At 71.9% G+C, this 24,846-nt stretch carries 12 protein-coding genes; 4 read left to right on the top strand and 8 right to left on the bottom strand.

What is annotated here, in order from left to right; genetic code table 11:
* Positions 1-64: 64 nt before the first annotated feature.
* Complete coding sequence (locus tag WMF12_RS07790; RefSeq protein ID WP_437869776.1) at positions 65-6,001, bottom strand: PAS domain-containing protein; 5,937 nt, start codon at positions 5,999-6,001, stop codon at positions 65-67.
* A 668-nt stretch (positions 6,002-6,669) separates the two neighbouring features.
* On the opposite strand from WMF12_RS07790, the gene WMF12_RS07795 reads away from it, so the two are divergent.
* The gene (locus tag WMF12_RS07795) at positions 6,670-7,947 is read left to right on the top strand and encodes a serine hydrolase domain-containing protein (RefSeq protein ID WP_437869777.1); all 1,278 of its coding nucleotides are present in this window, start codon (positions 6,670-6,672) and stop codon (positions 7,945-7,947) included.
* A 68-nt stretch (positions 7,948-8,015) separates the two neighbouring features.
* Here the strand turns inward: WMF12_RS07795 and WMF12_RS07800 are convergent, their stop codons facing one another.
* The gene (locus WMF12_RS07800) at positions 8,016-8,933 is read right to left on the bottom strand and encodes a cation:proton antiporter domain-containing protein (protein ID WP_437869778.1); all 918 of its coding nucleotides are present in this window, start codon (positions 8,931-8,933) and stop codon (positions 8,016-8,018) included.
* Positions 8,934-8,978: 45 nt separating this feature from the next.
* Here WMF12_RS07800 and WMF12_RS07805 point away from each other — a divergent pair, with 45 nt between their 5' ends.
* Positions 8,979-9,275, top strand: a complete 297-nt coding sequence (locus tag WMF12_RS07805) for an amidase family protein (RefSeq protein ID WP_437869779.1) — start codon at positions 8,979-8,981, stop codon at positions 9,273-9,275.
* 128 nt (positions 9,276-9,403) lie between these two features.
* Here WMF12_RS07805 and WMF12_RS07810 read toward each other — a convergent pair whose 3' ends face one another.
* The 5 genes from WMF12_RS07810 to WMF12_RS07830 all read right to left on the bottom strand — a co-directional run bounded on the left by WMF12_RS07810 (position 9,404) and on the right by WMF12_RS07830 (position 18,769).
* Positions 9,404-11,173: a glycoside hydrolase family 44 protein gene (locus WMF12_RS07810; RefSeq protein ID WP_437869780.1), complete on the bottom strand. Its 1,770-nt coding sequence runs from the start codon at positions 11,171-11,173 to the stop codon at positions 9,404-9,406.
* 52 nt (positions 11,174-11,225) lie between these two features.
* Entirely contained in the window at positions 11,226-12,602 is a 1,377-nt protein-coding gene (locus tag WMF12_RS07815; RefSeq protein WP_437869781.1) for a DUF1552 domain-containing protein, read from the bottom strand.
* A 15-nt stretch (positions 12,603-12,617) separates the two neighbouring features.
* Positions 12,618-14,108 (bottom strand): DUF1592 domain-containing protein, encoded by a 1,491-nt coding sequence (locus tag WMF12_RS07820; protein WP_437869782.1) that lies wholly within the window; start codon positions 14,106-14,108, stop codon positions 12,618-12,620.
* A 1,007-nt stretch (positions 14,109-15,115) separates the two neighbouring features.
* On the bottom strand, positions 15,116-16,903 hold the full coding sequence (locus WMF12_RS07825) for an adenylate/guanylate cyclase domain-containing protein (RefSeq protein WP_437869783.1): 1,788 nt from the start codon (positions 16,901-16,903) through the stop codon (positions 15,116-15,118).
* 24 nt (positions 16,904-16,927) lie between these two features.
* Entirely contained in the window at positions 16,928-18,769 is a 1,842-nt protein-coding gene (locus WMF12_RS07830; RefSeq protein ID WP_437869784.1) for an OmpA family protein, read from the bottom strand.
* Between the two features lie 68 nt (positions 18,770-18,837).
* Here WMF12_RS07830 and WMF12_RS07835 point away from each other — a divergent pair, with 68 nt between their 5' ends.
* Both WMF12_RS07835 and WMF12_RS07840 read left to right on the top strand, forming a co-directional pair.
* Positions 18,838-21,300, top strand: coding sequence for a FecR domain-containing protein (locus WMF12_RS07835; RefSeq protein WP_437869785.1), 2,463 nt, complete (start codon positions 18,838-18,840; stop codon positions 21,298-21,300).
* Positions 21,297-22,808 carry a serine/threonine-protein kinase gene (locus WMF12_RS07840; RefSeq protein WP_437869786.1) on the top strand — a complete coding sequence of 504 codons (1,512 nt, stop codon included), beginning with the start codon at positions 21,297-21,299 and terminating at the stop codon, positions 22,806-22,808. Before WMF12_RS07835 ends, WMF12_RS07840 begins: the two co-directional genes overlap by 4 nt.
* A gap of 35 nt (positions 22,809-22,843) precedes the next feature.
* On the opposite strand, the gene WMF12_RS07845 is transcribed toward WMF12_RS07840, so the two are convergent.
* Positions 22,844-24,649: a carbohydrate binding domain-containing protein gene (locus WMF12_RS07845; protein ID WP_437744990.1), complete on the bottom strand. Its 1,806-nt coding sequence runs from the start codon at positions 24,647-24,649 to the stop codon at positions 22,844-22,846.
* Positions 24,650-24,846: the final 197 nt, after the last annotated feature.

Raw genomic sequence — 24,846 nt, forward strand, 5'->3', positions numbered from 1 at the left:
GATCCTGTTCCTGACCGGTGTGCCCAGGGTAGCGCCAGCGCGCCCGCTGTCAACGCGCTCGTCGCTACTCGATCCGCTGCCGCCGCTGCCGCCGCCGCGGCTCCCGGCCGCTCGCGGGCGGGTTGACGTCGCGCGAGAGCGGCAGCTCGACGGAGAAGGTCGAGCCTTTGCCGATCTCGCTCGATACGCTCACCCGCCCTCCGTGCGCCTCGACGATGGTGCGCGTGATGTAGAGGCCCAGCCCGAGCCCGCCGTAATGACGCGACGAGACGCCCCGGCGATACCGCTCGAAGACCTGCTCTCGCACGTCGGCGGGGATGCCGATGCCATGATCGGTGACCGAGAGCCGGGCGGTCTCTCCGTCCGACGCGATGGTGAGCTCGAGCGGCTTGCCCCCGCCGAACTTGATCGCGTTGCTCAGCAGGTTGGTCACGACCTGCTCGATGCGCTGCGCGTCCCAGCGGCCGACGACCGGCCCGGCGGCGCGCACGTCGAGCGCGCAGCCCGCCCGCGCGAGCTGGTCGTCCAGGTACGTCGTGACCTCTCCCACGATCGCGCGGAGATCGATCTCGATCGGATCGAGCTCCAGGCGCCCCGCGTGGATGCGGGAGACGTCGAGGAGCATGTCGACGAGGGCGACGAGGCGCTTGATCTGCCGCTGCGAGAGATCGACCGACGCGCGCGCCCGCTCGATGCCCTCCGCGCCGCGCGAGAGCTTCTTCTCCATCGAGTGGACGGCGAGCTGCAAGCTGGTCAGCGGCGTCCGGAGCTCGTGCGAGGCGACGGAGAGGAACTCGTCCCGCGCGCGGACGGCCTCCTCCGCGCGGGCGCGCGCCCGCTGCTCGTCCGCGAGCAGGCGGTCCCGCTGCTGCTCGGCCTGCACGCGCGTCGTGACGTCGCGGAAGCTCCAGACCCGCCCGACGATGCGCCCGCTCACGCGCTGAGGCTGGGAGTAGCGCTCGAAGACCCTCCCGTCGTCGAACGTCAGGGTGTCGATGCCGCTCGCCTCGCGGGGGTCGTCGACGCTCCTCGTCATCCTCGCTTCCTGGAGGAGCTGCTCGGAGTCCGCGAGCTGATCGAGGCAGAGCGCCAGGCGGTCGTCCTGCGAGAGGAGCACCTGCTCGGGGATCCCCCACATCTCCCTGAACCTGCGGTTGTGCCGCACGGGGCGGCCCGCGTCGTCGACGACCAGGATGCCGTCCGCCGTCGAGTCGAGCGTGGCCTCGAGCAGCGCGTGCGAGTGGCGCAGCATCTCCTCGGCGCGCTTGCGCTCGGTGACGTCCGTCGCGATCCCGCACACCGCATACGACGTCCCGTCCGGATGGCGCAGCGGGAACTTGAGGGAGAGGTACGCGTGCAAGCCGTCGGGCGCCGGAACGAACTCGTCCCTCTCGATGGGGTGATCCTCCCGCAGCGCGGCGAGATCGTTGGCGCGCACCGCGTCGGCGATCTCGGTCGGGAACAGCTCGTGGTCGGTCTTGCCGAGGATGTCCTCGCGGCTCACGTGCACGACGTCCTCGTAACGGCGGTTGATGAGCAGGTACCGCCCGTCCGGGGCCTTGACGAACACGACGGCGGGCGTGTTCTCGAGGATGGCGTGCAGGAGCGAGCTGCTGTCGTGCAAGGACGCTTCCGCGCGCCGGCGCTGCGTGTTCTCCTGCTGGAGCTCGCCGTAGAGCCGCGCGTTCTCGAGCGAGATGGCCGCCTGCGACGCGAGGACATCGAGGACGCCCAGCTCCGCGGTGGAGAAGGCGCCCGGGACCAGGTTGTTCTCGAGGTAGAGCAGGCCCACCGCCTCGTCCTGGCGCACGATGGGCACGCCGAGGACCGAGCGCCGGCGGCGCACCGCGTCGCCGAAATAGGGATCCATCGCGAACCGGTGCGGCGCGGCCGCGTCGGCGATCGCGATGGGCTTGCGGGTGCGGAGGACGGCTGCGCAGAGCGACAGGGGCACCTGCGACGGCGCCGCGAGGTGGCCGGCGGGGCCGAAGGCCCGCTCGCCATCGCCGCTCGCCTCCGCCAGGACGAGGCCCTCCGGCGACGAGAGGAGCAGGCAGCCGCGCTGCGCGCCCACGTGCTCCATGGCCACGAGCAGGAGCCGGGCGTGCAGCTGGGGCAGGACCAGCGCGCTCGAGATCTCCTGCGAGGCCTTCAAAATACCGAGCATATCCAGGTATTTGACGTCGCCACCCCCGGACGCGGGCCGCCGCGCGAGCTCGGGGTGCCGCTGGAGCAGGGCGCAGACCTTTGCCCGCGCGCCCCAGGCCTCGTAGCTGTCGCGGGCGCGCGCGAGGTAGGCGCTCGCCGCCGTGTCGAGCCCGCGCTGCTCGTAGAAGCGCGCGCAGAGCTCGCTGGCGAGCGCCTCGACCTCGACGAACCCGCCCGCGCGGGCGGCCTTGAGGGCCTGCTCGTACGCGCGCTCCGCGGCGAGCTCATCGCCCGAGAGGCGCGCGAGCTCGGCCGAGACCAGGGCCACCTGGTGTGCGAAGTTCTCCGGGGACGCGTCCGCCAGCGCCGCCAGGTGGGCGAGGTGCGCGCGCACGGCCTCGAGGCAGGCTGGCGGGGGCGCGCGAGCGTGGCTGGCGGAGCGCGCGAGCGCCGCGTAGAAGTGATGCTGGGCGGCCCCGAGGAAGCGGCGCGCGGCGTGCAGCAAGGCGCCCGCGCGCTCCGCCGCTCCGGCGGCCTCGCCCAGATCGCCGAGGAGCACGCGCGTCTGCAGGTCGAGGAGATGGCCATAGAAGGCCCTGATCGGCGCCCTCCGCGCGAGCTCGTCCGCGGAGCGCTCCGGAGGGCGGCCGGGCGCGGATGGGTCGCGCAGCCGCGCGAGCAGCCGCAGCTGATCGCGGAAGATGTCCTGGTCCACCGGGCCGCAGGTGCGCTCGGCGAGCGCGAGGCGCCGCGAAGCCTCCTCGGCGACGTCGTCGAGGGAGTCGCCGACGAACAGCTGAAACGCGATGAGCTGGTGGCCGAAGTAGCACGAGAAGGGGTAGTTGCCGGCGGAGAGCGCCGCGTCCAGCTCGCGCCGCGCGAGCTCCAGACAGCGTCGGACAGGCATCTTCAGGTAGCCGAGCAAGACGATGAACGTGAAGCTCGCCCTGGGCCTGTAGGGCGAGTGCTCCTCGCGCTGGGCGAGCCGATAGCCCGCCTCGCCGAAGGCGAACGCGTCCGCGGGGCGCCCGCGCCGCTCGGCAAGGACGAGCCCGAAGGTCGCGTAGGCCGCCGCGGAGCTGCTCGTGTTCCCGTGCGTCAGCGAGAGCTCCACCGCGGCGCTGGCGGCGGCCGCCATGACGTCCCAGCTCGCGTGGTAAGCGGGCTGGTACAGCGTGGCGGCGAGATCGCAGACGGCCCGGGCGCGCGGGTCGGTCATGGGCGGCAGGTCCGGGAGGGCGGCGATGGCGAGGGCGCCGCCCTCGAGGCGACCCAGGACCGCCGCGACGGCGGCGTCCACCGCGGCGGCCTCCGGGTGGCGCGGCAGGGGGAGCCCGCAGTTGCCGAAGCCCGCGACGCAGCTCTCGACGGCGGCGTCCATCGCGCCTTGCGCGACCTGGATCTCGGCGAGCAGGGCGTACACGGTCGCGGCCACGCACCGCCCGGAGGCGCGCTCGCACAGCGACGCGCAGATGCGCTCCGCGGCCGCGAGCTCGCCGGTCGCGAACCGGCACTGGGCCAGCGCGAAGTCGAGCTCGAACGCGAGCCCGGCGCGCGCCGCCTCCCCGCGCGCGCCCGCGAGCAGCTCGGCGCCCAGCAGGAAGAACCCGATGGCCGCGGCGTGGTGGGTCGCGGCCTGGGCCTTCCGGCCCGCGCGCAAGTTGAGCTCGGCGGCCCGCGTCCGCTCCTCCGGGGACGTGATCCGCGGCGCGCCGCGCGTGATCTGGCGCACGATCTCGAAGAGCTGGGCCTCGACGCGGTCGGGCGGGAAGCCGTCGAGCAGGGCGCGCGCGGCGGCGAGGTGCGCCTCGGGCCGCTGCTCGGCGGGGGTGAGCTCGTAGGCGACCTGATGGATGCGGTCGTGCAGGAAGCGGATCTCGCGGTCGATCCGGACGATGAGCCGCAGGGCGAAGGCCGCCTGCAGGCGCTTGATGACGGCGTCTTCCGGGCAGCCGAGGAGGAGCGCCAGCGTCGTCAGATCCGCGGCGTCGCCGAACAGGGCGAACCGCCGCAAGGCGTCCTGCGTGCCCGCGTCGAGGCTGCGGAGGTTCGCGGCGATGATCTCGGCGACGTCGTCCGAGCACCTCTTCGCCCGGATCTTCTCGAGATCCCACCGGAACGCTCGGGCGGTGGTCGAGAAGCGGATCAGCCCTTCCTGGTGGAGCGTGCCCGCGAGCTGCGCGATGAACAGCGGATTTCCCCCTGTCTTCTCGTGGAGGCTCGCCGCGAGCGGGGCGACCTCCTCCCGGGGGGCGCGCAGCGAGTCGGCCACCCACGAGGTCACCGCGTCGGCGGACAGCGGGGCGATCGCGATCTCGGTCACGGCGACGTCCTGCGCGCGGAGCCGGCGGATCATCCGGCGCACCGCGTGGGAATCGGAGACCTCGTTGCTCCGGTACGCGCCGAGGATCAGCGTGTCGCGGACGCCGGGGTCGGTCGCCCAGCGCTCGACGACCTTCAGCGTCTCGGCGTCCGTCCACTGGAGATCGTCGAGGAAGACGATGAGCGGCTTCCCCGGCCGCGCGAGCGCGCCGAGGAGCTGGCTGAGCGCCAGCAGGAACCGCGCCTCGGCCTCGGGGGGCGGGATCTCGGGCGGCGGGCTCTGCTGGCCGAGGATCCGGGCGAGCGCCGGGAGCATGCCGGCCAGCAGCGACGCGTTCGCGCCCAGCGTCCTCGCGAGGCCGCGCTGCAGCTCCGCGCGCGACGCTTCGCCCTCTTCGAGGGCCTGGACGAGCGCGCCGTCCAGCGCCGCGAGGAGCGCCTCGCACGGGGCATGGCGCGGGGCCACCTCGCACCTGCCGCCGGTGAAGCGCGCCGCGGGCGCGCGGACCGACTCGCCCAGGTGATGGACCAGGCGCGTCTTGCCCACGCCCGGCGGGCCCGAGATCAGGACGAGCTCCGTCCGGCCATCGCGCCCGACGCGCGCCACCGCGCCCTCCAGCCGCGCGACCTCGCCGGCGCGGCCGTAGAGCCCGGGGGTCAGCCGCAGAGGCGGCGGCACGTCGGCGAGACCCGGCTGGAACGGCGCGATCCGCCCCTCCGTCCGGAGCGCCTCCCGGCACCGGACGAGATCGTGCTGGAGGCCGGCGGCGCTCTGGTACCTGTCCTCGGGGAGCTTCGCGAGCAGCTTCAGGACGAGCTCGGCGACGGTCGAGGGCAGCCCGGGCACGGACACGAGAGGCGACGGGGGGACGACCGCGGCGTGGCAGTAGAGCCATCCCAGCAGATCGTTCGCGGCGAACGGCAGCCGTCCGGTGAGGAGCTCGAACAGGATCACCCCGAGGGAGTAGAGGTCCGACCGGTGATCGATCGCGACGCCGAGGCGCCCGCCCTGCTCGAGCGACAGGTACGGCCAGGTGCAGGGGGACGGACGGGCCGATCGGGGGCTACACCGGCCCGGCGAGAGCGACCAGGGGCTGAACCCGGTCAGCTTGATGGCGTCGCCGGGCAGGAGCATCACGCGGTGCGGGGTGAGGCCGAGGTGGACGATCTGCCGCCCGTGGATCGTCGCCAGCGCCCCGGCGATGCCGGTGGAGAGCCTCAGGAACCGGCCGAGAGCCATCGGGGTGCCCATGAGGCGGGCGAGCGGCGTCGCTCCGTCGTCCTGGATCACGAGCGCGGGCTGGCCATGGAACGTGCAGATCCGCGCCGCTTCCATGGCCACGTCGCAGCCGACCAGCCGGGTCGCCTCCAGCTCGCGCCGCAGCGCCTCGTACTCGGCCGTCGAGGGGTGAGCGACCTTCAGGGCCTTGACGAGGACGCTCCGCCCCGCCGGCTCGCGCGCCCGGTAGAGCGCGAAATCCGGTCCTTCGTCCAGCACGGCCTCCGCGAGGTATTCGGTCGCTGTCTGCATGGCTCTGGCGTGCTGGGCGTGACACACGCCTCCGGGGCGCGGCTGCGCTCGAAAGCGCCTGCGCTGCGCTGCCGATCGGCAGGCAGGATCGGTACCAGCGGTGAGCGGTCGGCGCCGCGGCGGTCCAGGCGTCCTATGATCGACTCGGCGCGTCGGCTGCGGCGTGACGGCCGGTCAGGGCGAGCCGCGTCGATCGCAGCGCCGTCGGACGCTGTCTGCCGAGCTCGGCCTTGAGCAGAACCCTCCCCGTATCGTCCGCTGGCGCGCGAGAGCGCGAGTGATGGGGGGAGAGACGACGGGAGAGGAAGCGGGGGAGACGTCAGGCCACGAGGGCCCGTGACCCCTCGGGAACAGCGCGTTCATTCGTCCGCGGTCGTCCACGGTCGTCCAGGATGTCATCTGCTTGCGTCATCCCGCAATCGATTGCGCTTCCATTCCAGTCGTGCCAACTCCATTGAAGGGGACGCGCCGGACCTCTCAGCTGGAACCAGCGGCCAGGTAGCAGCTCTTTTTGGCGGTGCAGCTCGAAGAGGAGACGGCAGGTCACGCTGGCGTACAAATTGCGAGCCTTCACGCCAGACGCCCACGCTGAACGCGCCTCCGGCCAACCGGGGGGGCAAACGCCGTGGAAGGATTCGTTCTTCACGAAAGCAAGGTTGGGAAGAGCCATGATCGATCAACGACGAGCGGTCAACCGCAGGATGTTCTTGCAAGGGATGACCCAGTTCGCCTCGGTGGCCGCCGCGGCGCCCGCGCTCGGTTCGGACCCATGGAGAGGCGCCTGCTCGACGACGCTCACCGCGGGGCGGCCCGAGGACGTGAGCATGAGCTCGGAGCGGCTGGAGGACGTCTTCGCGCGGATCCAGCGCCGCGTGAATGACGCCCTGTTTCCCGGCGCCACCGCGCTGGTCGCGCGGCGCGGGGTCATCGTGGGTCACCGGGCCTTCGGCAGCAAGGTCGCCGGCGCCGACGAGCCGGTGACGCTCGACACGATCTTCGACGTCCAGTCGATGAGCAAGGTGCTCTCGACCGCGGCGGCGGCCCTCGCGCTCGTGCAGGAGCGCGTGATTCGGCTGGACGCGCCGGTCGCCAGGTACCTGCCGGAGTTCGCCGCCAACGGAAAGGCGGCCGTCACCATCTACGACATGCTCCGTTACTCGTCCGGTCTGCCGCTGGACAACCAGTGCTTGGATGAGGACGTCGAGACGGCCTGGTGCATCATGGCCGAGACGCCGCTCGAATACGCGACGGGCAGATCGGCGCTGTACAGCGATCTCACCTACCGCCTCCTCGGCCGCATGATCGAGGCCGCCGCGGGGGATGATCTCGACGCCATCGCGAGAGAGTGCGTCTGGCGTCCTCTCGGCATGAGCGACACGATGTACAACCCGCCCCCGGAGCTCGTCGAGCGCGTCGCGGCCACGGGGTACTCCGCCCGCCGGGGCTGCCTCGTGCGGGGGCAGGTGCAGGACGAGCAGGACTTCGCGCTGGGCGGCATCGCCGGCTGTGACGGCGTGTTCACCACCGCGCTCGATGTCGCCGTCTTCTGCCAGATGATCTTGAACGGCGGCGCCTATGGCGGCGCCGAGGTCCTGCGGCCCGATCTGGTCCGGCAGATGAAGAAGAACAACACGCCCTACGTGACGGAGGCGGAGACCGACACGTCGCCCATCAACAACCTGCTCCTCGCCCCGAAGGGCCTCGGGTGGGAGATGCGGACGCGGCGCTTCTCGAACGGCGGCATGCGCCTGTCGCCGCGCGCCTTCGGCAAGGCGGGCGGCGCCGGCACGTTCATGTGGGTCGATCCGGATCTCGAGATCATCGGCGTCCTCCTGACCAACCACGGGCTGCCGCAGCCGTTCGACGAGCTCGGCTGGAACCGCATGCTCGACAACGTCGGTTGCACCGAGTTCTTCGACGGCATCATCAACGCCGTGCACCGCTGAGCGCCGTCGCGGGCGAGCGGCGCCGCGACAGGCGAGGATCTCGGGCGAACGCCACTTCTCCAGGTCGTTCAGGCGGCTTCCACGGGGAGCGGCTCCTCCGGCTCGACGGCGGCGGCGGCGAGCGTCCGGCGCAGCAATGGGCCGATGGTCAGGCCCTGCACCACGATGGAGACGACCACCACGACATAGGTGATGGCCAGCACCATCTCGCGCTCCAGAACGAGCGTGCCGTCCGCGAGCTTTCCGGGGATGGAGAGCGCGAGGGCCACCGAAACGCCGCCGCGCAGGCCGCCCCAAGTGAGGATGCGGATCGCCCCCGGGGTGAAGACCCTGCGCCTCTTCATGAGGCTCACCGGCAGCGCGACCGCGATGAACCGCGCGAGCAGCACGACCGGAAACGCGAGGAGCCCTGCGAGCAGCGACTGGGCGTCGAAGGCGATGATCAAGAGCTCGAGGCCGTACAGCACGCCGCCGATCGCCTCCTGGACGAACAGCAGCGAGAGCCGCTGCAGATCGAGGCCCGACGTCCCCGACGCGATCTCGAGGAGCCCGATGAACGCCACCACCGCCACGCCGTCGTTGAAGAGCGACTCTCCGGCTATCTTCATCTCGAGCTCCTTGGGCGCCCCCACGTGCTTGAGGACCCCGAGCACCGCGATGGGATCGGTGGGGGAGATGAGCGCGCCGAAGAGCAAGCAGTAGACCGGCCGGATGTGCACGCCCATCAGCGTCATCAGGGCGTAGGTCATGCCGCCCACCAGCACGGTGGACATGAGCACACCCCCGGTGGCCAGGACGCCGATGACGACCCGCTGCTTCTTCAGATCCGCCAGGTTGACGTGCAACGCGGCGGCAAACAGGAGAAAACCGAGCATCCCCTGCATCAACGTCTTGTTGAAGTCGATGCCATGGAGGTGCTCCTTCGCCTCGGCCTCCACCTCCGGAAACAGCTCTCCGATGGCCACCATGACGAGGGACGTCGTCATCGCGATCAGCATCAACCCGATCGTGGTCGGCAGCTTGAGGACCCGATGGTTGAGATGCTCGGCTTCATGAAGGATGTCGACGCCATCGTCTGCCCGCCGTGTGTCCTCGAGACGTTACCCCACGATGCGTGGGTCGAGCACGGGGTCTACGCAGGATTCAGCTACTCCTTCGCTTACAACATGACAGGGTGGCCGGCGGTCGTCGTGCGCGCGGGCACCTCGTCGCGAGGAACGCCGGTCGGCGTCCAGATCATCGGCCGCCCCTTCCGCGAGGATGTCGTCCTCGCCCTGGCCGGTCACATCGAGCGGGAGCTCGGCGGCTACCGAGCGCCGATGATCTGACGGGAGCTCGGTCCGTTCTGCCTTGTCGGTCCGGGGGGCCTCCGCGGGCCCCAGCCCAACCCGTGTCGGGTTTCCGCATTTCTCGACGGGGCTTATCTCGGCGACGCTCCGGACGAGGGGGGACGCGACTACCGGGGGACCAGCACCGACACGCTGTGGGCCGGCATCGCGTAGGTGAAGGCGTTCGTGGCGCGCGGCGCAATGGGATCCGCAGGCACGAGATCGGCCTTGGTGGACGTGAGTTGCCACGCGTCGATGGCCGTGTAGCTCTCGTGGGCGGCGAGGGTCACCGCGGCCGTGAGCGGGGCAGCGGTCTTGTTGATGGCGACGAGGACCATTCGGCTCGGATCGGCCTCGTCGATGCTCGCGTACACGGTGGCCTTGGCGACGTCGCTCGTCTCGGCGCGGACGGACGTATCGCCGAAGCGCGCGCCCTGCCCGTCGTAGCTCGTGAACGCGCGCACGCCGGCCCGGAGCATCGAGACCTCTTCGCCGGGATCCCAGATCGTCGCGAGGAACACGCCCTCGCGGCCGAAGACGCCGAGGGCGTCGGCCTGCGCGATCGCGCCGGAGATGTGGTTGCCGCCGCCGTAATTGTACTCGGTGATGCCGAGGGCGGTGCCCGGGTAATGGGCGTCGATGAGGCCCTGGAGCCAGGGGATGAGCGTGATCGGGCCGTTCACGACGTCGTTCGCGATCCAGCTGTCCTCGACGAAGGTCGGGTCCCAGAGCGAGCGCGGTGCCTGGACGCGGGCCTCGACCGACTCGGGGGAGGCGTCTGAGCCCGTGAGGCGCTCGCCGTTCGCGTAGATCTCCGTGTACCAGTGCAGGTCGAGCACGTCGACCAGGCGGCGCCCCTCGCTCATCTCGGCGGCCTCCATGGCGTCGAGCCAGTACTCGATGAAGTTGCCGTCCGCGTCGGGCGCGCCCTGGAGGCTGACATAACCTGAATACCCGTAGGAGACGAAGCCGGTGACGAGCGCGCTCGGCGCGACGTCCTTGATCGCGGAAGCGAACTCGATGTTCTTGTCGACGAGCTCGGCGTAGCGCACCGGCTCCGGGTGGATGCGTTCGTGGCTGTGATTCCAGAGGTCGGGCTCGTTGTCGAGCGAGAACAGGACGCTCGCGACGTCGCCTTCGAAGGCGTCGGGGAAGGCCTGCTTCATCCAGGCGACGAACTCGTCCTGGTACACGGCGTTGTCGTCGAGATCGGGCGACGAGGAGAAGGGAGCGCCCTTGCGCGCAATCGTCGGGTGAAAGCGGGTCTCGAGGTAATTCTGCGTCTGCTCGACGTCGCCGCCGCCGTCCTTGTCCGCCGCGACATAGCCGCAGATGGGGATGGTCGCGATGAAGGCGGCGCCGTGCGCCAGCGCGCCCTCGGCGTGCATGCGCACCGCCTCCCCGGGGACATCGCCGTTCGGGCTGTTCCCGACGAGGTGCGCGTCGTTCTGGTGCATGTAGTCCGAGCCGGCGTTGGAGGCGTTGTTCTCCCAGTTGTACGCGGTCATGCGGTTGCCGCCCATGCGCACGACGGTGGTGCCGCGCTGCTCGCCGTCCAGGTCTTCGGCCCAGTTGGCGCCATAGATGAGCCGGCTGATGGGGCGCACATCCCGATCGGCGCGCACGGTGAAGGTGACATCACCCGGCCCGGGATCGCCGGGCTCGACGAGGTTCGCCGGAGGATGGCCGCCGGACCCGCCCTGACCGCTGCTGGCCGTGCCTGTGCCGCCGCCAGAAGCGCCGGCGCCGCTGCTGGCCGCGCTGGTGCCGCCGCCGGAAGCGCCGGCGCCGCCGCTGCCAGCAGAGGAGGTGTCGGCGTCGTCGCCGCAGGCGAGGAAGGCGGCAGATGAGAGGAGGATCAGCGTGGCGTGCAAGAAGGGAACATGTCGAGAAAGCATGCGGTGCATGGTATTCCATCCCTCCGCGGGATCGCGGCGCGTGCTGGCGCGGTCAGACCTGGATGCCCGCGAGCGGCGACGTGACCCGCCCCGCGTCGAGGCCGATCTCCTTGATCGGCAAGCCCATGATCTGGGCGACCGTCAGGAGCGCCTTGCTCAGGTTGTCGCCGGGGAAGTTGCGGTGCTCGTCGCCGCGCAGCCGCCCTCCGGCTTTCCCGGCGAAGAGCACCGGCCATTCCGTCCTCGTGTGCACTTTACCCCACGCGGTGTCGGACGTGACGTACACGAGCGAGCTGTCGAGCAGGTTGGAGCTGCCGTGCGGCGTGTTCTTGAGCTTCGTCAAGAACTCGTTCAGGCAGCGCATCGTGTACATCACGCCCTTGTCGACGCGAGGCTGGCTCGATTGATCCCCGGCATCTCCGTGGCAGATGGTGTCGTGAAAGTCGTCGTTCATGTCCTGCGCGAGGTGCCGGTAGTAGACGTGCGCGGCGGGCAGCGAGAACATGAACGAGAGCACGCGCGTCCGCTCGCAGGCGAGCGCGAGCGCCGAGAGCTCGACCATGGCGGTGTTCACCGCAGGGGGGGCCTCGCTCTGCGCATCCTTGCCGGCGGTGGGGGCCGTCGGGCTCTTGCACGCCGACGTCGGGCCGCCGCCGGACGGCATGGTCTCGAGGCGCTGCTCGATGGCGCGGATCGACTCGAGGTGCTCCTCGATACGATGCCTGTCGGCCGCCCCGAGCCGCTGCTTCAGGCTCGCGCCGTCCTGCAGGACGGAGTCGAGCACGCTCTTCCGGACGTTCGCGAGCTTCGCGGCCTGCTCCGCGCCGTCGTCGCTGGGCTCGGGCAGGCCGTTCATGAACAATCGATTGAACACGGCCTTTGGATCGAACTCCGGGTTGTTGCGCGCGTTCGGCCCCCTGTGCGAGACCGTATGCAGCGAGTCCGGAGCGCCGTTCGGCGTCGCCGGCGTCACCCCCACCTCGAGCGAGCGGTACGGCGCCCCCTCCGAGATGGCGTTCGCGACGACCTGATCGATGGACGCGGCCCGCACGGCGTTCCCGCTGAGCGGCGCGCCGGTCGTGGCCCCCGCCGACCCCGTGGGGTGCTCTGAGCCGGAGACCACCAGCTTGTTCTCGAGGCCGCTGATCACCGTGAGATACGACTTGAGATCCGCGAGGGGCTCGAGCTCGGGGCTGAGGTCCCAGGCCTGACCGGAGCCCGTGCGCGTCGGCTTCCAGCGACCGGGCAGCGTGCCGTTCCCGAAGAACCACGTGACGTAGAGCGGCGACACCGGCGTCTTCGTCTGCGCGTGCGCCGTGCCGCTCTCGTTCAGCATGATCTCCAGCAAGGGGAGCGGGATGGTGACGGCGGCGCCCGTCGCCAGCATGCCCCGGAGAACAGTTCGTCGGCTCAAAGCTTTGTTCGTCATTGGGGGTACCTGCGATCAGGGTTGGGGAGCGACGGACGAGAAAGCGTCGTTGGTCACGACGTCGAGGACCAGCTCGCGCAGCTTGTAGCCCGACCCTTCGAACGAGGCGGTCAGCGCGTCCAGCACGCGCTCGTCCACGTCTCTCTCCTCGTGACCCGCTGCATACGTGTAGTACTTGCGGACGAGGCACTCCGCGACCGAGGCGTCCGAGCTGAGGGTCACGCCGAGCGCGCGCGCGTCGGCGACCGGCACCCCGTCGAACTCGCCGCTCGGGTCGATCGGCAGGCCGTGGTCGGTCGTGCGGAAGCGGCCGATCGCGTCGAAGGTCTCGAGCGGCAGGCCCAGCGGGTCCATGTACGAATGGCAGCCGGCGCAGGCCGGCTCGGTCCGGTGGATCTCCAGGCGCTGACGCTTCGTGAGGGGCTTGTCCGCAGGCGGCTCCGGGAGCTCGAGGGCGACGTCGCCGGGGGGCGGCGGGATGGGCGTGCACATGAGGGCGTCACGCATGAACTTGCCGCGCAAGGTGGGAGAGCCCTCCTTCTGGTTCGCGAACTGCGAGAGGAAGCCCGCTTTGCTGAGGATCCCGATGCGCGGGCCGTCCGCGGGCAACGAGCGGACCTCGAAGGCGTCCGAGCCGAGGCCGGCCGTTTCGAGACCGTAGAGCTGGGCGAGCTCGGTGTTGACGACGACCTTCGTGGTCGAGAACAGGTCGAGCGCGCTCGTTCGATCGTCGAACGCGAGGACCTCCCAGGTGCCTCGCATGTCGCGGACCATCGCCGCTCGCAGCGCGGGGCTATACTCAGGAAAGAGCGCCGTGTCTTTTGCCTGCGTGCTGATCCGATCGAGCCGCATGTACTCCTCGGCGAAGGCGCCGACCGCCTCGCGCCCGGCGGGCGCCTCGAGCAGCCGCGTCGCCGCCGCGCGGATCCCCTCCACCGTTCCGAGCGCCCCGCTCGCGGCCTGGTCGAGCAGCTCCTGGTCTGGCAGGCTGTTCCACACAAGGAACGCGAGCCGGGACGCCATCTCGTAGCCCGTCAAGCGAAGCGACCCGTCGGCGCTCGGAGCGCCGAGCTCCGGGCGATACAGGAAGTTCGGAGACGTGAAGAGGGCCACCGTCGCCCAGCGGGCCCCCTCGACGGCGCTCTCGAGCTCGGCCGCGGCCTTCGTGGCGACGGCCGCGAGCCGGTCGACCTCGGCGGCCTCGAGCGGGCGGCGCCACGCGCGAAGCCCCAGCGCCTCGATGAAGCCACGCACGCAAGCGTCGTCCTCCGCGCCGCTGGGCGCGCAGCCGATGAACTGGTCTCGCCTCGCGGGATCCGAGAACACCGCGTCGACGGCGCCCTCGATGGCCGCGTGGTACTGCTCGACGCCTCGCTCCGAGGTCACGACGGTCGCGGCGCCGACGACCGCAAAGTTCCCGTTCCAGCTGTCGGCGTCGAGCTGGTGGATATCGACCTCGACGCCCAACATGTCGCGCACGGCGTTGCGGAACTGCGTTCTCGTCAAACGGCGCAGCATCCCGGCCGCGGGTTGGAACGGCGGCGGGTCCGAGCCCGTCGGTGATCCGTCGCCGTCGACATCCGAGTCCGTCGGTGATCCGTCGCCGCCGACAGAGGATGACCCAGCGCCCTCCGTCGTGTCACCCAGCGCGCCCGTGCACGCGGCAGCGAATGCGAGCGCGCAAACGGCGGCGACTTCTCTCGAGAAACGGAGCTCGTGCCAGGACGGCTTCTTCATCTTGCTCTCCGATGATGCGACGGGGTGACCCGGCGGACCGTACCGAGGATTTCTCGACCCCCGTCGAATCGACGAGGTCTGTGGTGTCCTCCGGTGGCTCACCCTCGGTAAGAACACCAAGCACCATCGCTCGGCCATCGCTCTCGCGGCGGTCGGGCGAACGGAGCTCCAGAATCGACAAGAACTCGATTGGATGACGAAGGGCGCGGCGCGCAGGGCGACCCGCTCATGCGCGAAGCAAAAGGATACCCCTTGAGCCAAATGTGAACGATCACATGGCCGAGGTCAACGCCAATCGACCGGTCCGCGCAACTCCGCGAGGCCGAGGGAGGGCAGGGCTGGCGAGCTCCTCCGGATCGCTGCGTCAAGAGGGCGGGCGCCGGCCGCCGCGATCGCGCGAGGTGCGCCTGCGCCGGATTTGTGAACGTTCACAAATTGGCGAAACGGTATCTTTTTGCTTCGACCTGAATGGGATGTGCACGTCGTTCGAGTGTCCGGATGAGCGACATCCCCTCCGCTGGTGCGCTCGACGGAGGGGGCATCGGCGTCAACCAAGCGCGTTCAGGGCCCTGAGCGCGACCGAACGAGCTCGGGTAACACCGATGGTGTGGGTACTTTGGCTGAAGGCGGGGCTTTTTTGAGCCGCCAAGACGTCATAAAACACCAACAGAAATCTCGGCGTCCCATGGGGCCTCGGCGGGGCCATCGTTCCGGCAGGGCGGGGGAACTCCCCACCACGCGTTGACGGACGCGGGCGCGGGCGCGCTGTGCCCCCTTCAGTCCGGATCGAGCGCGTATACGGCCGTGGTCGTCTTTCGCCCCGTCAGGTTGCGCTCGCCCAGCGCGCGCAGCGGGAAGGCGTCGCCGGCGAGGTTCCGGGTCGCCTCGGAGACCAGCACCTGGTTCGGCGCCGCGATCGCCTCGAGCCGCGAGGCCACGTTCACCACGTCGCCTATCACGGTGTACTCCATCCGCTTGTCGGAGCCGATGTTGCCGACGATGGCCTCTCCGGAGTTCACGCCCACGCCGAGGCGGACCTCGACGTCGTACCGCTCGCGCCACTCCTCGTTCGCCGTCTCGAGGAAGCGCATCATGTCCTCCGCGGCCGCGAGCGCGCGGCGCGCGTGATCCTCCTGCGCGATCGGGGCGCCCCAGACGGCCATGACACAGTCGCCGATGAACTTGTCGACCGTGCCCCCGTGCCGGAACACGATCTCGGTGAGCATCGAGAAGAGCTCGTTGAGGAGGGCGACCATCCGCTCGGCGTCGCGCGACTCGGCGAGCGGCGTGAAGCCGACGACGTCGGCGAAGAGCACCGACACGGCCGCCCGCTTGCCGCCGAGGGCGAGCGGGTGCTCGCCCCGCACGATCGCGTCGACGACGGCCCTGTCCATGAACCGGCCGAGATCGCCGCGAAGCTTGGCCTCCCGGGCGATGTCCGCCTCGCCCTGCTCGAGGTCCTGGGCCATGCGGCCGAGGGAGGTCGTGAGCTCGCCGATCTCGTCGCGCCGCCCCCGCAGCGCGTCGCCGAGCGCGATCTCGCGCCAGCGCCGGGCGCCGATGAGCCGCGCCTGCGCGACGAGGTGGAGGATCGGGCGCGTCACGTGGCGGGCGGTGACGAGCGCGAGGGCGAGCGCGAGGACGAGCGCGCCCGCGGCGACGGCGAGGCCGCGGCGCCGCATCTCGTCGAGCGCGGCGAAGGCCTCCGGCTCGGGGCGCCAGATCGCGACCGCCCAGCCGAGGTCGGGCACCGTCTCGATGGCGCCGATCATCCGCTGGCCGCCCTCGTCGTGCGGCGCGAGCACGCCGATCCTGTCGTTCAACCCCGCGCCCGAGGGGAGGTTGCGCCAGATCGGCAAGGACGAGACATCGCTGCCCGGCGCGACGCCCGGCACCCCGAACGCCGCGATCGCCTGGCGGTCGTGACCCGCGATGAGCAGGCGCACCGCGCGGCTCCCGAGGCGGCGCCCGGCGATCACCTCGAGGTTGAGCCCGAGCATGTCGAGCGGCACCTCGGCGACCACGTAGCCGGCCGGGCCGCCCGGGGGAGGCGGCGCCGCGGCGCCGGCGCCCGCGTCCCCGGCGGGCCGCACGCGGGCGACGAGGAGGCCGCGCGCCGGCCCGATCACGCCGAAGCCGACACCGCGCTCGTCAGCGAGCTGGCGCAGCGCTGCCGGCGCGGCGGGGACGTCCGCGTCGGACGACGCCTTGCGGATCAAGGTGCTGATCCCCGCGTCGGGCACCTCGAGCCGCACCGCGTCGACGAGCCCGCGCGTCGCGACGAGGGCGCGCACCGACGCGACAGCGTCCTCGTCCCGGATGGCGCCGCCCGCGGCGTGGCCGAAGATGGCCGCCGCCGCGACGGCATCGCTCTCGACGTCCCGGATGAGCTGGATCGAGGCCGAGGCCACCTCGGAGAGGATCGCCGTCTGCAGTCTCTCCTCGGAGGTCCGCACGGCGCGCCGGTTCACGTCGATGAGGAGCGTCACGGCGACAGCGACGGGGACGAGCGCCATCGCCGTGAAGAGCGCGATCGCCTTCGTCTTGAGCGAGAATTCCCTCACGTGGAGGCCTCCGCGGGCGATGCGTCACTCAAGAGGACCGTCTTTCCAGCCGGCCGCGCCCTCGTCGGTGCGCTTGCGGATCTGGAACTCCACCCTGCGGTTCCTGGCCCGGCCGTCTCGGGTGCGGTTGTCGGCGAGGGGGCGGCGCGCGCCGAAGCCGCGCGCTTCGAGGCGGCGGGCGTCGATGCCGTGCGCGGTCAGCCACGCGACGACGGCGAGCGCGCGGCGCTGCGAGAGGCTCAGGTTCGCCTGGGCGGCGCCCTGGTTGTCCGTGTGGCCGTCGACCGCGACCCGGGCGATCTCGGGGTGCTCCTCGAGGACGGCCGCGACCTCGGAGAGCAGCTCGAAGCTCTCCGGCTCGATCTCGGCCCGGCCCGTCCGGAACTGGACCTGCTGCAGGATCACGATCTGCGAGCCCTCGATGCGCACCGCGAACGGGCAGCCGTGCGTCGCGCGATCCTCGCTCGGCTTGCCGCGCTCGTAGGGGCAGGCGTCCGCGGCGTTGGGGATGCCGTCGCCGTCCGTGTCCGCGGGGCACCCGTGCTTCGACGCAGGTTGGGACCCCGCGCTCGCCGGTGCTGCGGACGTGGGTTGGGACCCCGCACGCGCAGGTGCCTCCGACGTGACCCCAGACCCCGCCCCGCCCGGTCCCGCGTCGGCGGCCGCGCTGCTGACCCCCGGCACGTCCGGGCAGCGATCGTCGACATCGTAGATCCCGTCGTCGTCCCGGTCCGGCGGGCAGCCGCGGCGGAACGCCGGTCGGGCGCCCGCCGCCGCGGCCGGCGGGCGCGCCTCGCCGATGACCCGGGGGCAGGCGTCCTCCGCGTCGGGGACCGAGTCCCCGTCGAAGTCGGCGGCCGGAGGCGCGGCCCGCGCCGCGCCGCGAGCGCCCTTCGTCCCGGTGGACGTCCCGGCGAAGGCCGAGGGGGCGGCGGCAGGGAGCGCCGACGGAACGACGTCGGCGGCGATGCCTATCCCCGCGAAGAAGCGCGCCTTCGGTGTGCCGGGCAGCCGCCCGAAGCCAGGGCCCGCGCCCGCGTCGAGCGTGAGGGGGCCGAGCGACCAGCGCGCCGTGAGCAGGAGCTCGGCCCCCGCGCGGCCCGGGACCTCGAGCGCCGACCCCTCGCCGGCGGCGGCCCAGACGGAGAGCTCCGACCCGAGCTGCAGCGGGCCTTTGCGGACGCCCGCGCCCGCGGAGAAGAGGACCTCGCTGCCCGTCAGGCTGTCCGCCGAGGCCTTCTGGAACCGGCCCCCCGCCGAGGCCGACCAGCGGAAGCCCGGGTGCTCGGCCCCCACGATCACCCGCGGCGCGTAGCGCACGGCGCCCGCGCCGGCGAACGCCGCCTCGTCTCCCGTCGGCAACCAGACGGAGAGCCCGAGCGCCGCCGCCGGCCGGAGCCCCTCCTGGGGCAGGAGCGTCACCCTCCCTCCCGCCTGGAGATCGCCGAGCGTGGCGCCGCCGGCGGGCGCCGTGACGCGGATGCTCCCGAGCGCGCCGGACGCGCCGCCCTGGTCCAGCACGAACGGCGCGTCGAGATCGAGCTTGATCCGGCGCAGGAGCTCGACGCTCGCGAGCGCGTGGAGGATCGCCTGCCGGCCCACCCACGTTACCGATCCGGCAGGCGCAGTCCCGCGCAGGCTGAGGGGTTGATGAGAATAGGAGAACAGAAGTCCGACCGCGGGCCGGAGCTCCCCCGATACGCCGGCAGAAGGGACAGTGGATAGCCCGTCGCCCGCGGGCGCGGGAGCGAGCCTGTCGAGCGCTGTGGCCTCCTGCGCTGCGGCCGGCATGGAAGCCGTGGCCGCTGCGACGAGCAGCGGGGAGGCCAGGAGGGGCGCGATGACGCGCGCCGACCAATACGCCATCGGTCTGCTCGTATCCTATTGCCTGGTCCCTTGCAACGCCGATCTCGATCCGGTAGCGTGCCGCTGCCGTGGCACCGTCAAATGGCCAGTCCGTCGCTATCGCGGTGCTCCTCGGCTGCGCCACCCACGCTGCGATCCACGTTGGATACGTCGGCGTGTCGAGCGCCGGAGAGCCGACGCCCGGATATCCGGAGGCGGTCATTCAATGGGGCGTGCAGGCGGGAGAGACCTGCGACGACATCGCGGCGGTCCTCTACGGCTCGTCCAAGCATGCAGGGCTGATCCAGCGGTACAACCGCGTCGCGTGCGGCCCGGGCACGACGCTCGCCGAGGGGCTCACGCTGGTCCTCCCGGCCGAGGTGACGTCGATCCCCGACGCGAAGCTCCGGTCGATGCACCCGGACGTGCGCGCGCGCCCGGCCGGCGGCGCCTGGTCGCCCGCGGCTCAGGGGATGCCCCTGCTCACGAACTCGAGCGTGAACACGCTGGATGAGGGGAGGGCAGATATCGAGTTTGTGGATCGGACTCGGGTGCTCCTCGCGCCGAATACGCTCGTCGTCATCTACGGCACGGCGAGCCGAGCGCGGGTATCGAAGACGCCGCCCGCGGCCGTCGAGCTCGCGGACGGCGAGGTGAAGGCCGCGCTCGCCGCGCTGCGGGGCCAGTCGGTCGAGGTCGCCGCGAGCGGGGGCGGCCGCGTGAGCGCGTCGTCGCGGGACACGGTGGTGCAGCGGCGCGGGGAGCGGACGACGGTCGCGGTGTTCGACGGCAAGGCGGGCGTCACGTCGGGCGGCCTCTCCGTCGTGGTCCCGAAGGACCACGGCACCCGGTTCGTGGGCAGAGCGCCGCCCGCGCGCCCGCGCCCGCTGCCGGCGCCGGTCGAATGGACGACCGCGGACGCCGCGCAGATCGCGCTCGCCCCGGAGGGGCTCGGCGTCCTGTCGGCGTCGTGGAAGCCGGCGCCGGCCGCGGCCGGCTACCGCGTCGAGATCGCGCGCGACCCGGAGTTCAACGATCTCATCGCCCGCGAGGAGGTGAAGCCGGACGTGCTGTCGTTCCGCGCGGAGAAGATGCCGGCAGGCGCCTATTTCCTCCGGGTCCGGGTCGTCGATCGCGAGGAGTACCTGGGGGTGGGCGCGGTGCGCAGGTTCCACCTCGTCGCCGCGCGGGCCGCCGGGGGCGTCGTCCCGGCGGCGCAGGAGATCACCGCGAACCCGTACGGGATCATCGAGCTCACGCCGTCTCCCGCGCTCGAGCTCTCGCTCGACGACGGCCCGTTCGGCCCCGTCCCCGAGCGCATCGATCTGCTCCAGCGCGCCCCGCGCGCGCTCCGGCTGCGCGAGCGCGGCAGCGCGGTTCCCGGCGCGGCGACGTCGCTCCCGGTCCGGTACACGAAGGTGGGCGCGGTGGTCTCGGCCTCGCGCGCGGCGGCGGGCGGGCCGGGCGGGCCGGGCGGGCCGGCGATCGAGGCCCGGGTCGAGCTCGAAGGGCTCGCCGGGGTCGACGTCGCGCGGCGGGTGGCGCCGCGGCTCTTCGCCCACCTGCCGGGGGGGGTGCGCTCCGTCGCGCTCGCCGGCGGCGATCGCGGCGGCGCCCTGACGGCGCGGATCCCGCTGCCCCGGGAGGCGCTGCGCCCCGGCGAGCCGCTGCGCGTCCGGCTCGACGTCGCCGACGGCCGCGGCGGCGTGATCGGGACGAGCGACGCCGAGCTGCCCGCCGCGCCCGAGGCGCCGCGCGCCGCGCCTCCGCCTGCGCCCCCGGCCGCGCCCGTGCTGGGCGCGTACCTCCCGCTCCTGCCGATGTCCGGGGTGGCCGACGGGCTCTGGCTCGCGCCGACGCCGCCCTCGGTCGCCGCCGTCGGCGCGGCCGCGGCGCGCTCCGGGGGCGGCTGGGTCGCCGCGGGGCAGGTGCGCGCGAGCGGCGCGATCGGCCCGCTGGGCCTCGACGTCGCGCTCCGCTCGAACCCGGCCGGTGCGGGGGATGGCGCGGGCGCGGGCAGCACCGGCTGGTTCGGCGCGCGCGCGCGCGTCCTGCGCCTCGGGCGCTCGGAGCTCGAGCTCGGCCCCACGCTCCGCCTGGGGGTGCCCATGGCCGACGGGAGCCCGCCGCTCCGCATCGAGCCCGGGATCGCGCTCGGCGGCGCCGCGGGCCGGCTCACGTGGGTAACCGATGTCGGGGCCCGCATCCGCGCCTCGGGCGACGGCGCGGCGGTGGGGGCGGGCGACGGCGCGGCGGGGAGCGAGGGCGCGGCGGCGGACGGCGAGCCGGCCACGCCCGCCGTGCAGGGCTTCCTGCTGGCGGGGGCGACGGCGGATCCGGCGCCGTGGCTGCGGCTGCACGGCGCGCTGGATCTGCACATCGTCTACCGGGAGGTCAGGGCGGACGACGTGCTCGGCGGGCTGTCGGCGGGCGTGGAGGCGGGCGGCGCGCTCTTCGGGGCGCTGTCGGTGCGGGTGAGCCCGTGGCGCGACGAGGGCGAGGGCCCGGTGACGGCGCAGATCGCGGTGGGCTTCCGCGAGGCGTCGCCGTGAGCGCGGGCGACGGCGAGCGCCCGCCGCCGGACGGGGACCCCGACCGCACCGTGCTGAAGGGCCAGCGGGCGCCGGACGGGCGGGCGCCCGCGCCTCGAGCGCGCGCCGACCGCTTCGCGGCCGCGGAGACGCTCCTCTCGGATGAGCCCGGTGCGGGCGCGCCGCACCGGGCGCGCGCCGGGCGGGTCCTCGGCGGGAAGTACAACCTCGTGCGGCTGCTCGGCGCGGGCGGGATGGGGGAGGTCTACGAGGCGGAGCACGTGCTCCTCGGCGTTCCGGTCGCGGTGAAGACGATGCACCCGCACGTCGCGATCCTCCCGGAGAGCCGGCGGAGGTTCTTCCGCGAGGCGCGCGCCGCGTCGCGGCTCGTGCACCGGAACGTGGTCAAGGTGCTCGACCTCGGGGGCGACGAGGACGGCGGCGACGGGCAGATCTACCTGGTGATGGAGCTGCTCAAGGGGCAGTCGCTCGGCGCGCTGCTCCGGGCGTCGCGCGAGCTGCTGCCGCTCGCGGAGGTCGCGGCCCTGTTCGCGGACATCCTCGACGGCGTGGGCGCCGCGCACGCGAGCGGCATCGTCCACCGCGACCTCAAGCCGGAGAACGTGCTGCTCGCCGAGCAGGACGGCGAGCGCGTCGCCAAGGTCGTCGACTTCGGCCTGGCGCACATCGACGACCCGCTCGACGCCGGGCCGACGCTCACCTCGAAGGACATGGTCGCGGGCACGCCGGAGTACATGAGCCCGGAGCAGTGCCGCTCGCTCGCGGTGGGCCCGAGCACCGATCTGTACGCGTGCGGCTGCATCCTGACGGCGCTGTTGCAGGGAACGCCGCCGTTCGTCGGTCTCCCTGCGGTGGAGCTCATGGCGATGCACATGTTCTCGATCCCCCCGCCGCTGCGCCGGCCGCCGGGGGCTCCGCCGGTCCCGCCGCTCCTGGAGCGGCTCCGGCTGGATCTGCTGGCGAAGCTCCCGGAGAAGCGCCCGGAGAGCGCGGCGGCGGCGCGGTCGCGGCTCGACGAGGCGATGTCGCGGGAGGCCGAGGCGCGGCGGCTGCCCGAGCGCAAGGTGGGCGTGCCGCTCGGTGACCGGATGGAGCGCGCGCAGGCCTGGCCGGACGGCGAGACCGCGCAGCTCGCGCCCGCGCCGGAGCGCGCCGTCGCGTTGCTGCGGCTCGCGCCGGCGGGCCAGGGGCTCAGCGAGGCGTGCGAGATCGGGCTCGACGCGCAGGGGATCCACCTCGCCGAGGTGCCGGACGTCGCCGCGCTGCTCGAGTCGGGGCTCGGCGTGGTGGTGATCGACGCCGGCGCCGACGTGGAGGCCGCGTGCGCGCTGCTCGCGGCGCTCGGCCGCGCGGCGCCCGGCGTACGCGCCGTCGTGTGCGCGTCCGGGCTCTCCTCGGACCGGATGAACGCGCTCGTCGCGGCGGGCGCCGCGGACGTGGCGCGTTATCCGGTCGCGCCGGACGCGCTGTCTCGCAAGATCGCGCGGGTCGTGCGCCGGGGGCGCTAGCGCCAAGCCCCTCTTCTGCGACTTGCGCGACGCGTTTACTGCGTCAGACGAACGAGCTTCACGCTATCCACGGTGACGGCCGCGGTTCCTGCGTTGCCGATGTTGAAGTCGAGGAGCGCCGCGGAGTCCTGCGGGACGTTCGGGAGCTCGAACGAGTAGATGACCCATTCGGGGCCCGCCGCCGCGGTCACGCGACCGTAGCTCGCCCAGTTGTTGTCGCCGTTGCCGTTGCGTCCCAGGTTCACCACGAACGTGCGCACGTCGTCCGCCTTGGCGCGGAATGTCAGCAGGTAGCTTCCCGCCTGCGGCAAGTTGACCGTGGTCCGAGCCTGGATGTGCCACATGTCGGAGCCGGGCTGCTGCACGTTGATGCGCATCTGGCGGCCGCTCCAGTCCGCCCACGCCGAGGCGCCGTTCCAGTTGAGGAGCTGCCAGCCGCTGCTGCTCTGGTTTCCGGCGAGCGTGGTGTTGGTCACATTATCGAAAGAACAATTCGTCACGAGGTTGAGAGGATCTCGGCAAGCGTCGATCAGGCTGGCCTTCTCGTGGATCACGCCGCCCAGCAGGCCCGAAAAGGCGCGCCAGCCGAGCACCAGGTCATCACCTACGAGGCCGATGGGATCGATGCCGCCGTACCCGCTGTTGGAGCTGTTGACGCTCTTGTAGAAGTCGCGAATCAGGCCGGTCTCGTAGGCCCACTGCCCCGACGCGGCATCGCGCTTGTAGAGCGAAAGGCCCTCGTCTCCACTGCTGACCGTACTGGCCAACGTGTCGCCGTGAAGCGCCAGGTGCACGTGCGGGTAGGCAGTCTCCAGAGACTGGTGCGCAGAGATCGCACCGTCGGCCGCCACCCGGTAAAACGAGAGGTGCTGCTGCGGCATGACGACGTTGACGAGGAATGTCGCGCCGGACGTGACAGCCAAGTTCCCGGAAGCCATGGCGAGACTTCGCCCGAAGGCGCCGGTCGAGAAATAGCCGTTCGTGTTGGCCACGGCGCTCCAGGTGCTGTTGCTGGCATTCCTGCGGAAGATGCGGACCGAGCCGAGCTCGGCCCCGGCGGTGCCACCCTCGGACCACGGCGATCCGACCGCGACAAGGTCGCCGTCGATCGCGACCGCGGCGCCGGTGAAGCGCTCGTCCGGCTCGTCGAGCGAGAGCTCGAGGACCCACGTGTCGTTCGAGGTGTTGTAGCGGTAGATCTCGAGCACGCTGTGTCGCTTGTAGCCGATCACGAGGTAGTCGTCGGACAGGGCGAGCGCGATGTCTTTGAAGCTGTTGAGCGCGGGGTAGGTGAGCGGGATGCGAGTGAGCGCGTGGCTGATGTTCTGTCCGTTCTCGCGCACCGCGCCGTTGCAGTTTCGCTGACCGCTGACCAGGGGACACTCCGCCCATGAGCCGTTGCTGTTCCGGGCGATGAACACGGAGTTCGCATGCGGAGAGTTGGCGGCGTTCGAGCCTCGCGTCGCGAACGCAAGGAAGCGATTCGAGATGGCGAGCTGGCTCCCGGCCTGGAGGTTGTGCTGGACGACCCCCGGGAACTGGTAAACGCGCGCGGGCGTGGCGCTCGTCCCGTTCATCAAGTAGACGGCGCCCTGCATCGTGCTGGGGAACGTGGGCTCTGCCTCGCCGCTGATCTTCACGTGCTCTTGGAGCGCGCCGACCAGCGTGAAGGTTCCTGCCCGCGCCATGGTTGTCCCGGCTTCGGGGTACGCAGTGTTGCCGTGCGGGGTGGGCTTACCCACGACCACGCCTGCCGACGCCTGAGCGGCGACCAGACCGACACAGCTAGCGAGCACGCCAGCGAGGCTTCTAAACTTAATCTTCTTGGAAACCAACATCATGAACCAACCTTCTTCTTCGAAACGAGGAAGCGTAGGCTCAGGGCTCGCGCGCACGGGAAGCGTGCATCGCGACTCCAAGCTGCGTCGATCCTCTCCATCACTACATCCGTCAATCGCCGCGTCGCACCGACGGGGATAAAAGTAAACAAGCCCGATCCTTCAAGCCGAACCCTCCCGAGCGCGCCTCCCTCTCGTGC

This window comes from Sorangium sp. So ce363 (genome assembly GCF_051520435.1).
GTDB lineage: Bacteria > Myxococcota_A > Polyangia > Polyangiales > Polyangiaceae > Sorangium > Sorangium cellulosum_B.

Coding starts and splice junctions, on each gene's coding strand:
- WMF12_RS07790 (WP_437869776.1), bottom strand. CDS start 6,001: ATGCAGACAGCGACCGAATACCTCGCGGAGGCCGTGCTGGACGAAGGA.
- WMF12_RS07795 (WP_437869777.1), top strand. CDS start 6,670: ATGATCGATCAACGACGAGCGGTCAACCGCAGGATGTTCTTGCAAGGG.
- WMF12_RS07800 (WP_437869778.1), bottom strand. CDS start 8,933: ATGACGACGTCCCTCGTCATGGTGGCCATCGGAGAGCTGTTTCCGGAG.
- WMF12_RS07805 (WP_437869779.1), top strand. CDS start 8,979: ATGGTTGAGATGCTCGGCTTCATGAAGGATGTCGACGCCATCGTCTGC.
- WMF12_RS07810 (WP_437869780.1), bottom strand. CDS start 11,173: ATGCTTTCTCGACATGTTCCCTTCTTGCACGCCACGCTGATCCTCCTC.
- WMF12_RS07815 (WP_437869781.1), bottom strand. CDS start 12,602: ATGACGAACAAAGCTTTGAGCCGACGAACTGTTCTCCGGGGCATGCTG.
- WMF12_RS07830 (WP_437869784.1), bottom strand. CDS start 18,769: ATGGCGTATTGGTCGGCGCGCGTCATCGCGCCCCTCCTGGCCTCCCCG.
- WMF12_RS07845 (WP_437744990.1), bottom strand. CDS start 24,649: ATGATGTTGGTTTCCAAGAAGATTAAGTTTAGAAGCCTCGCTGGCGTG.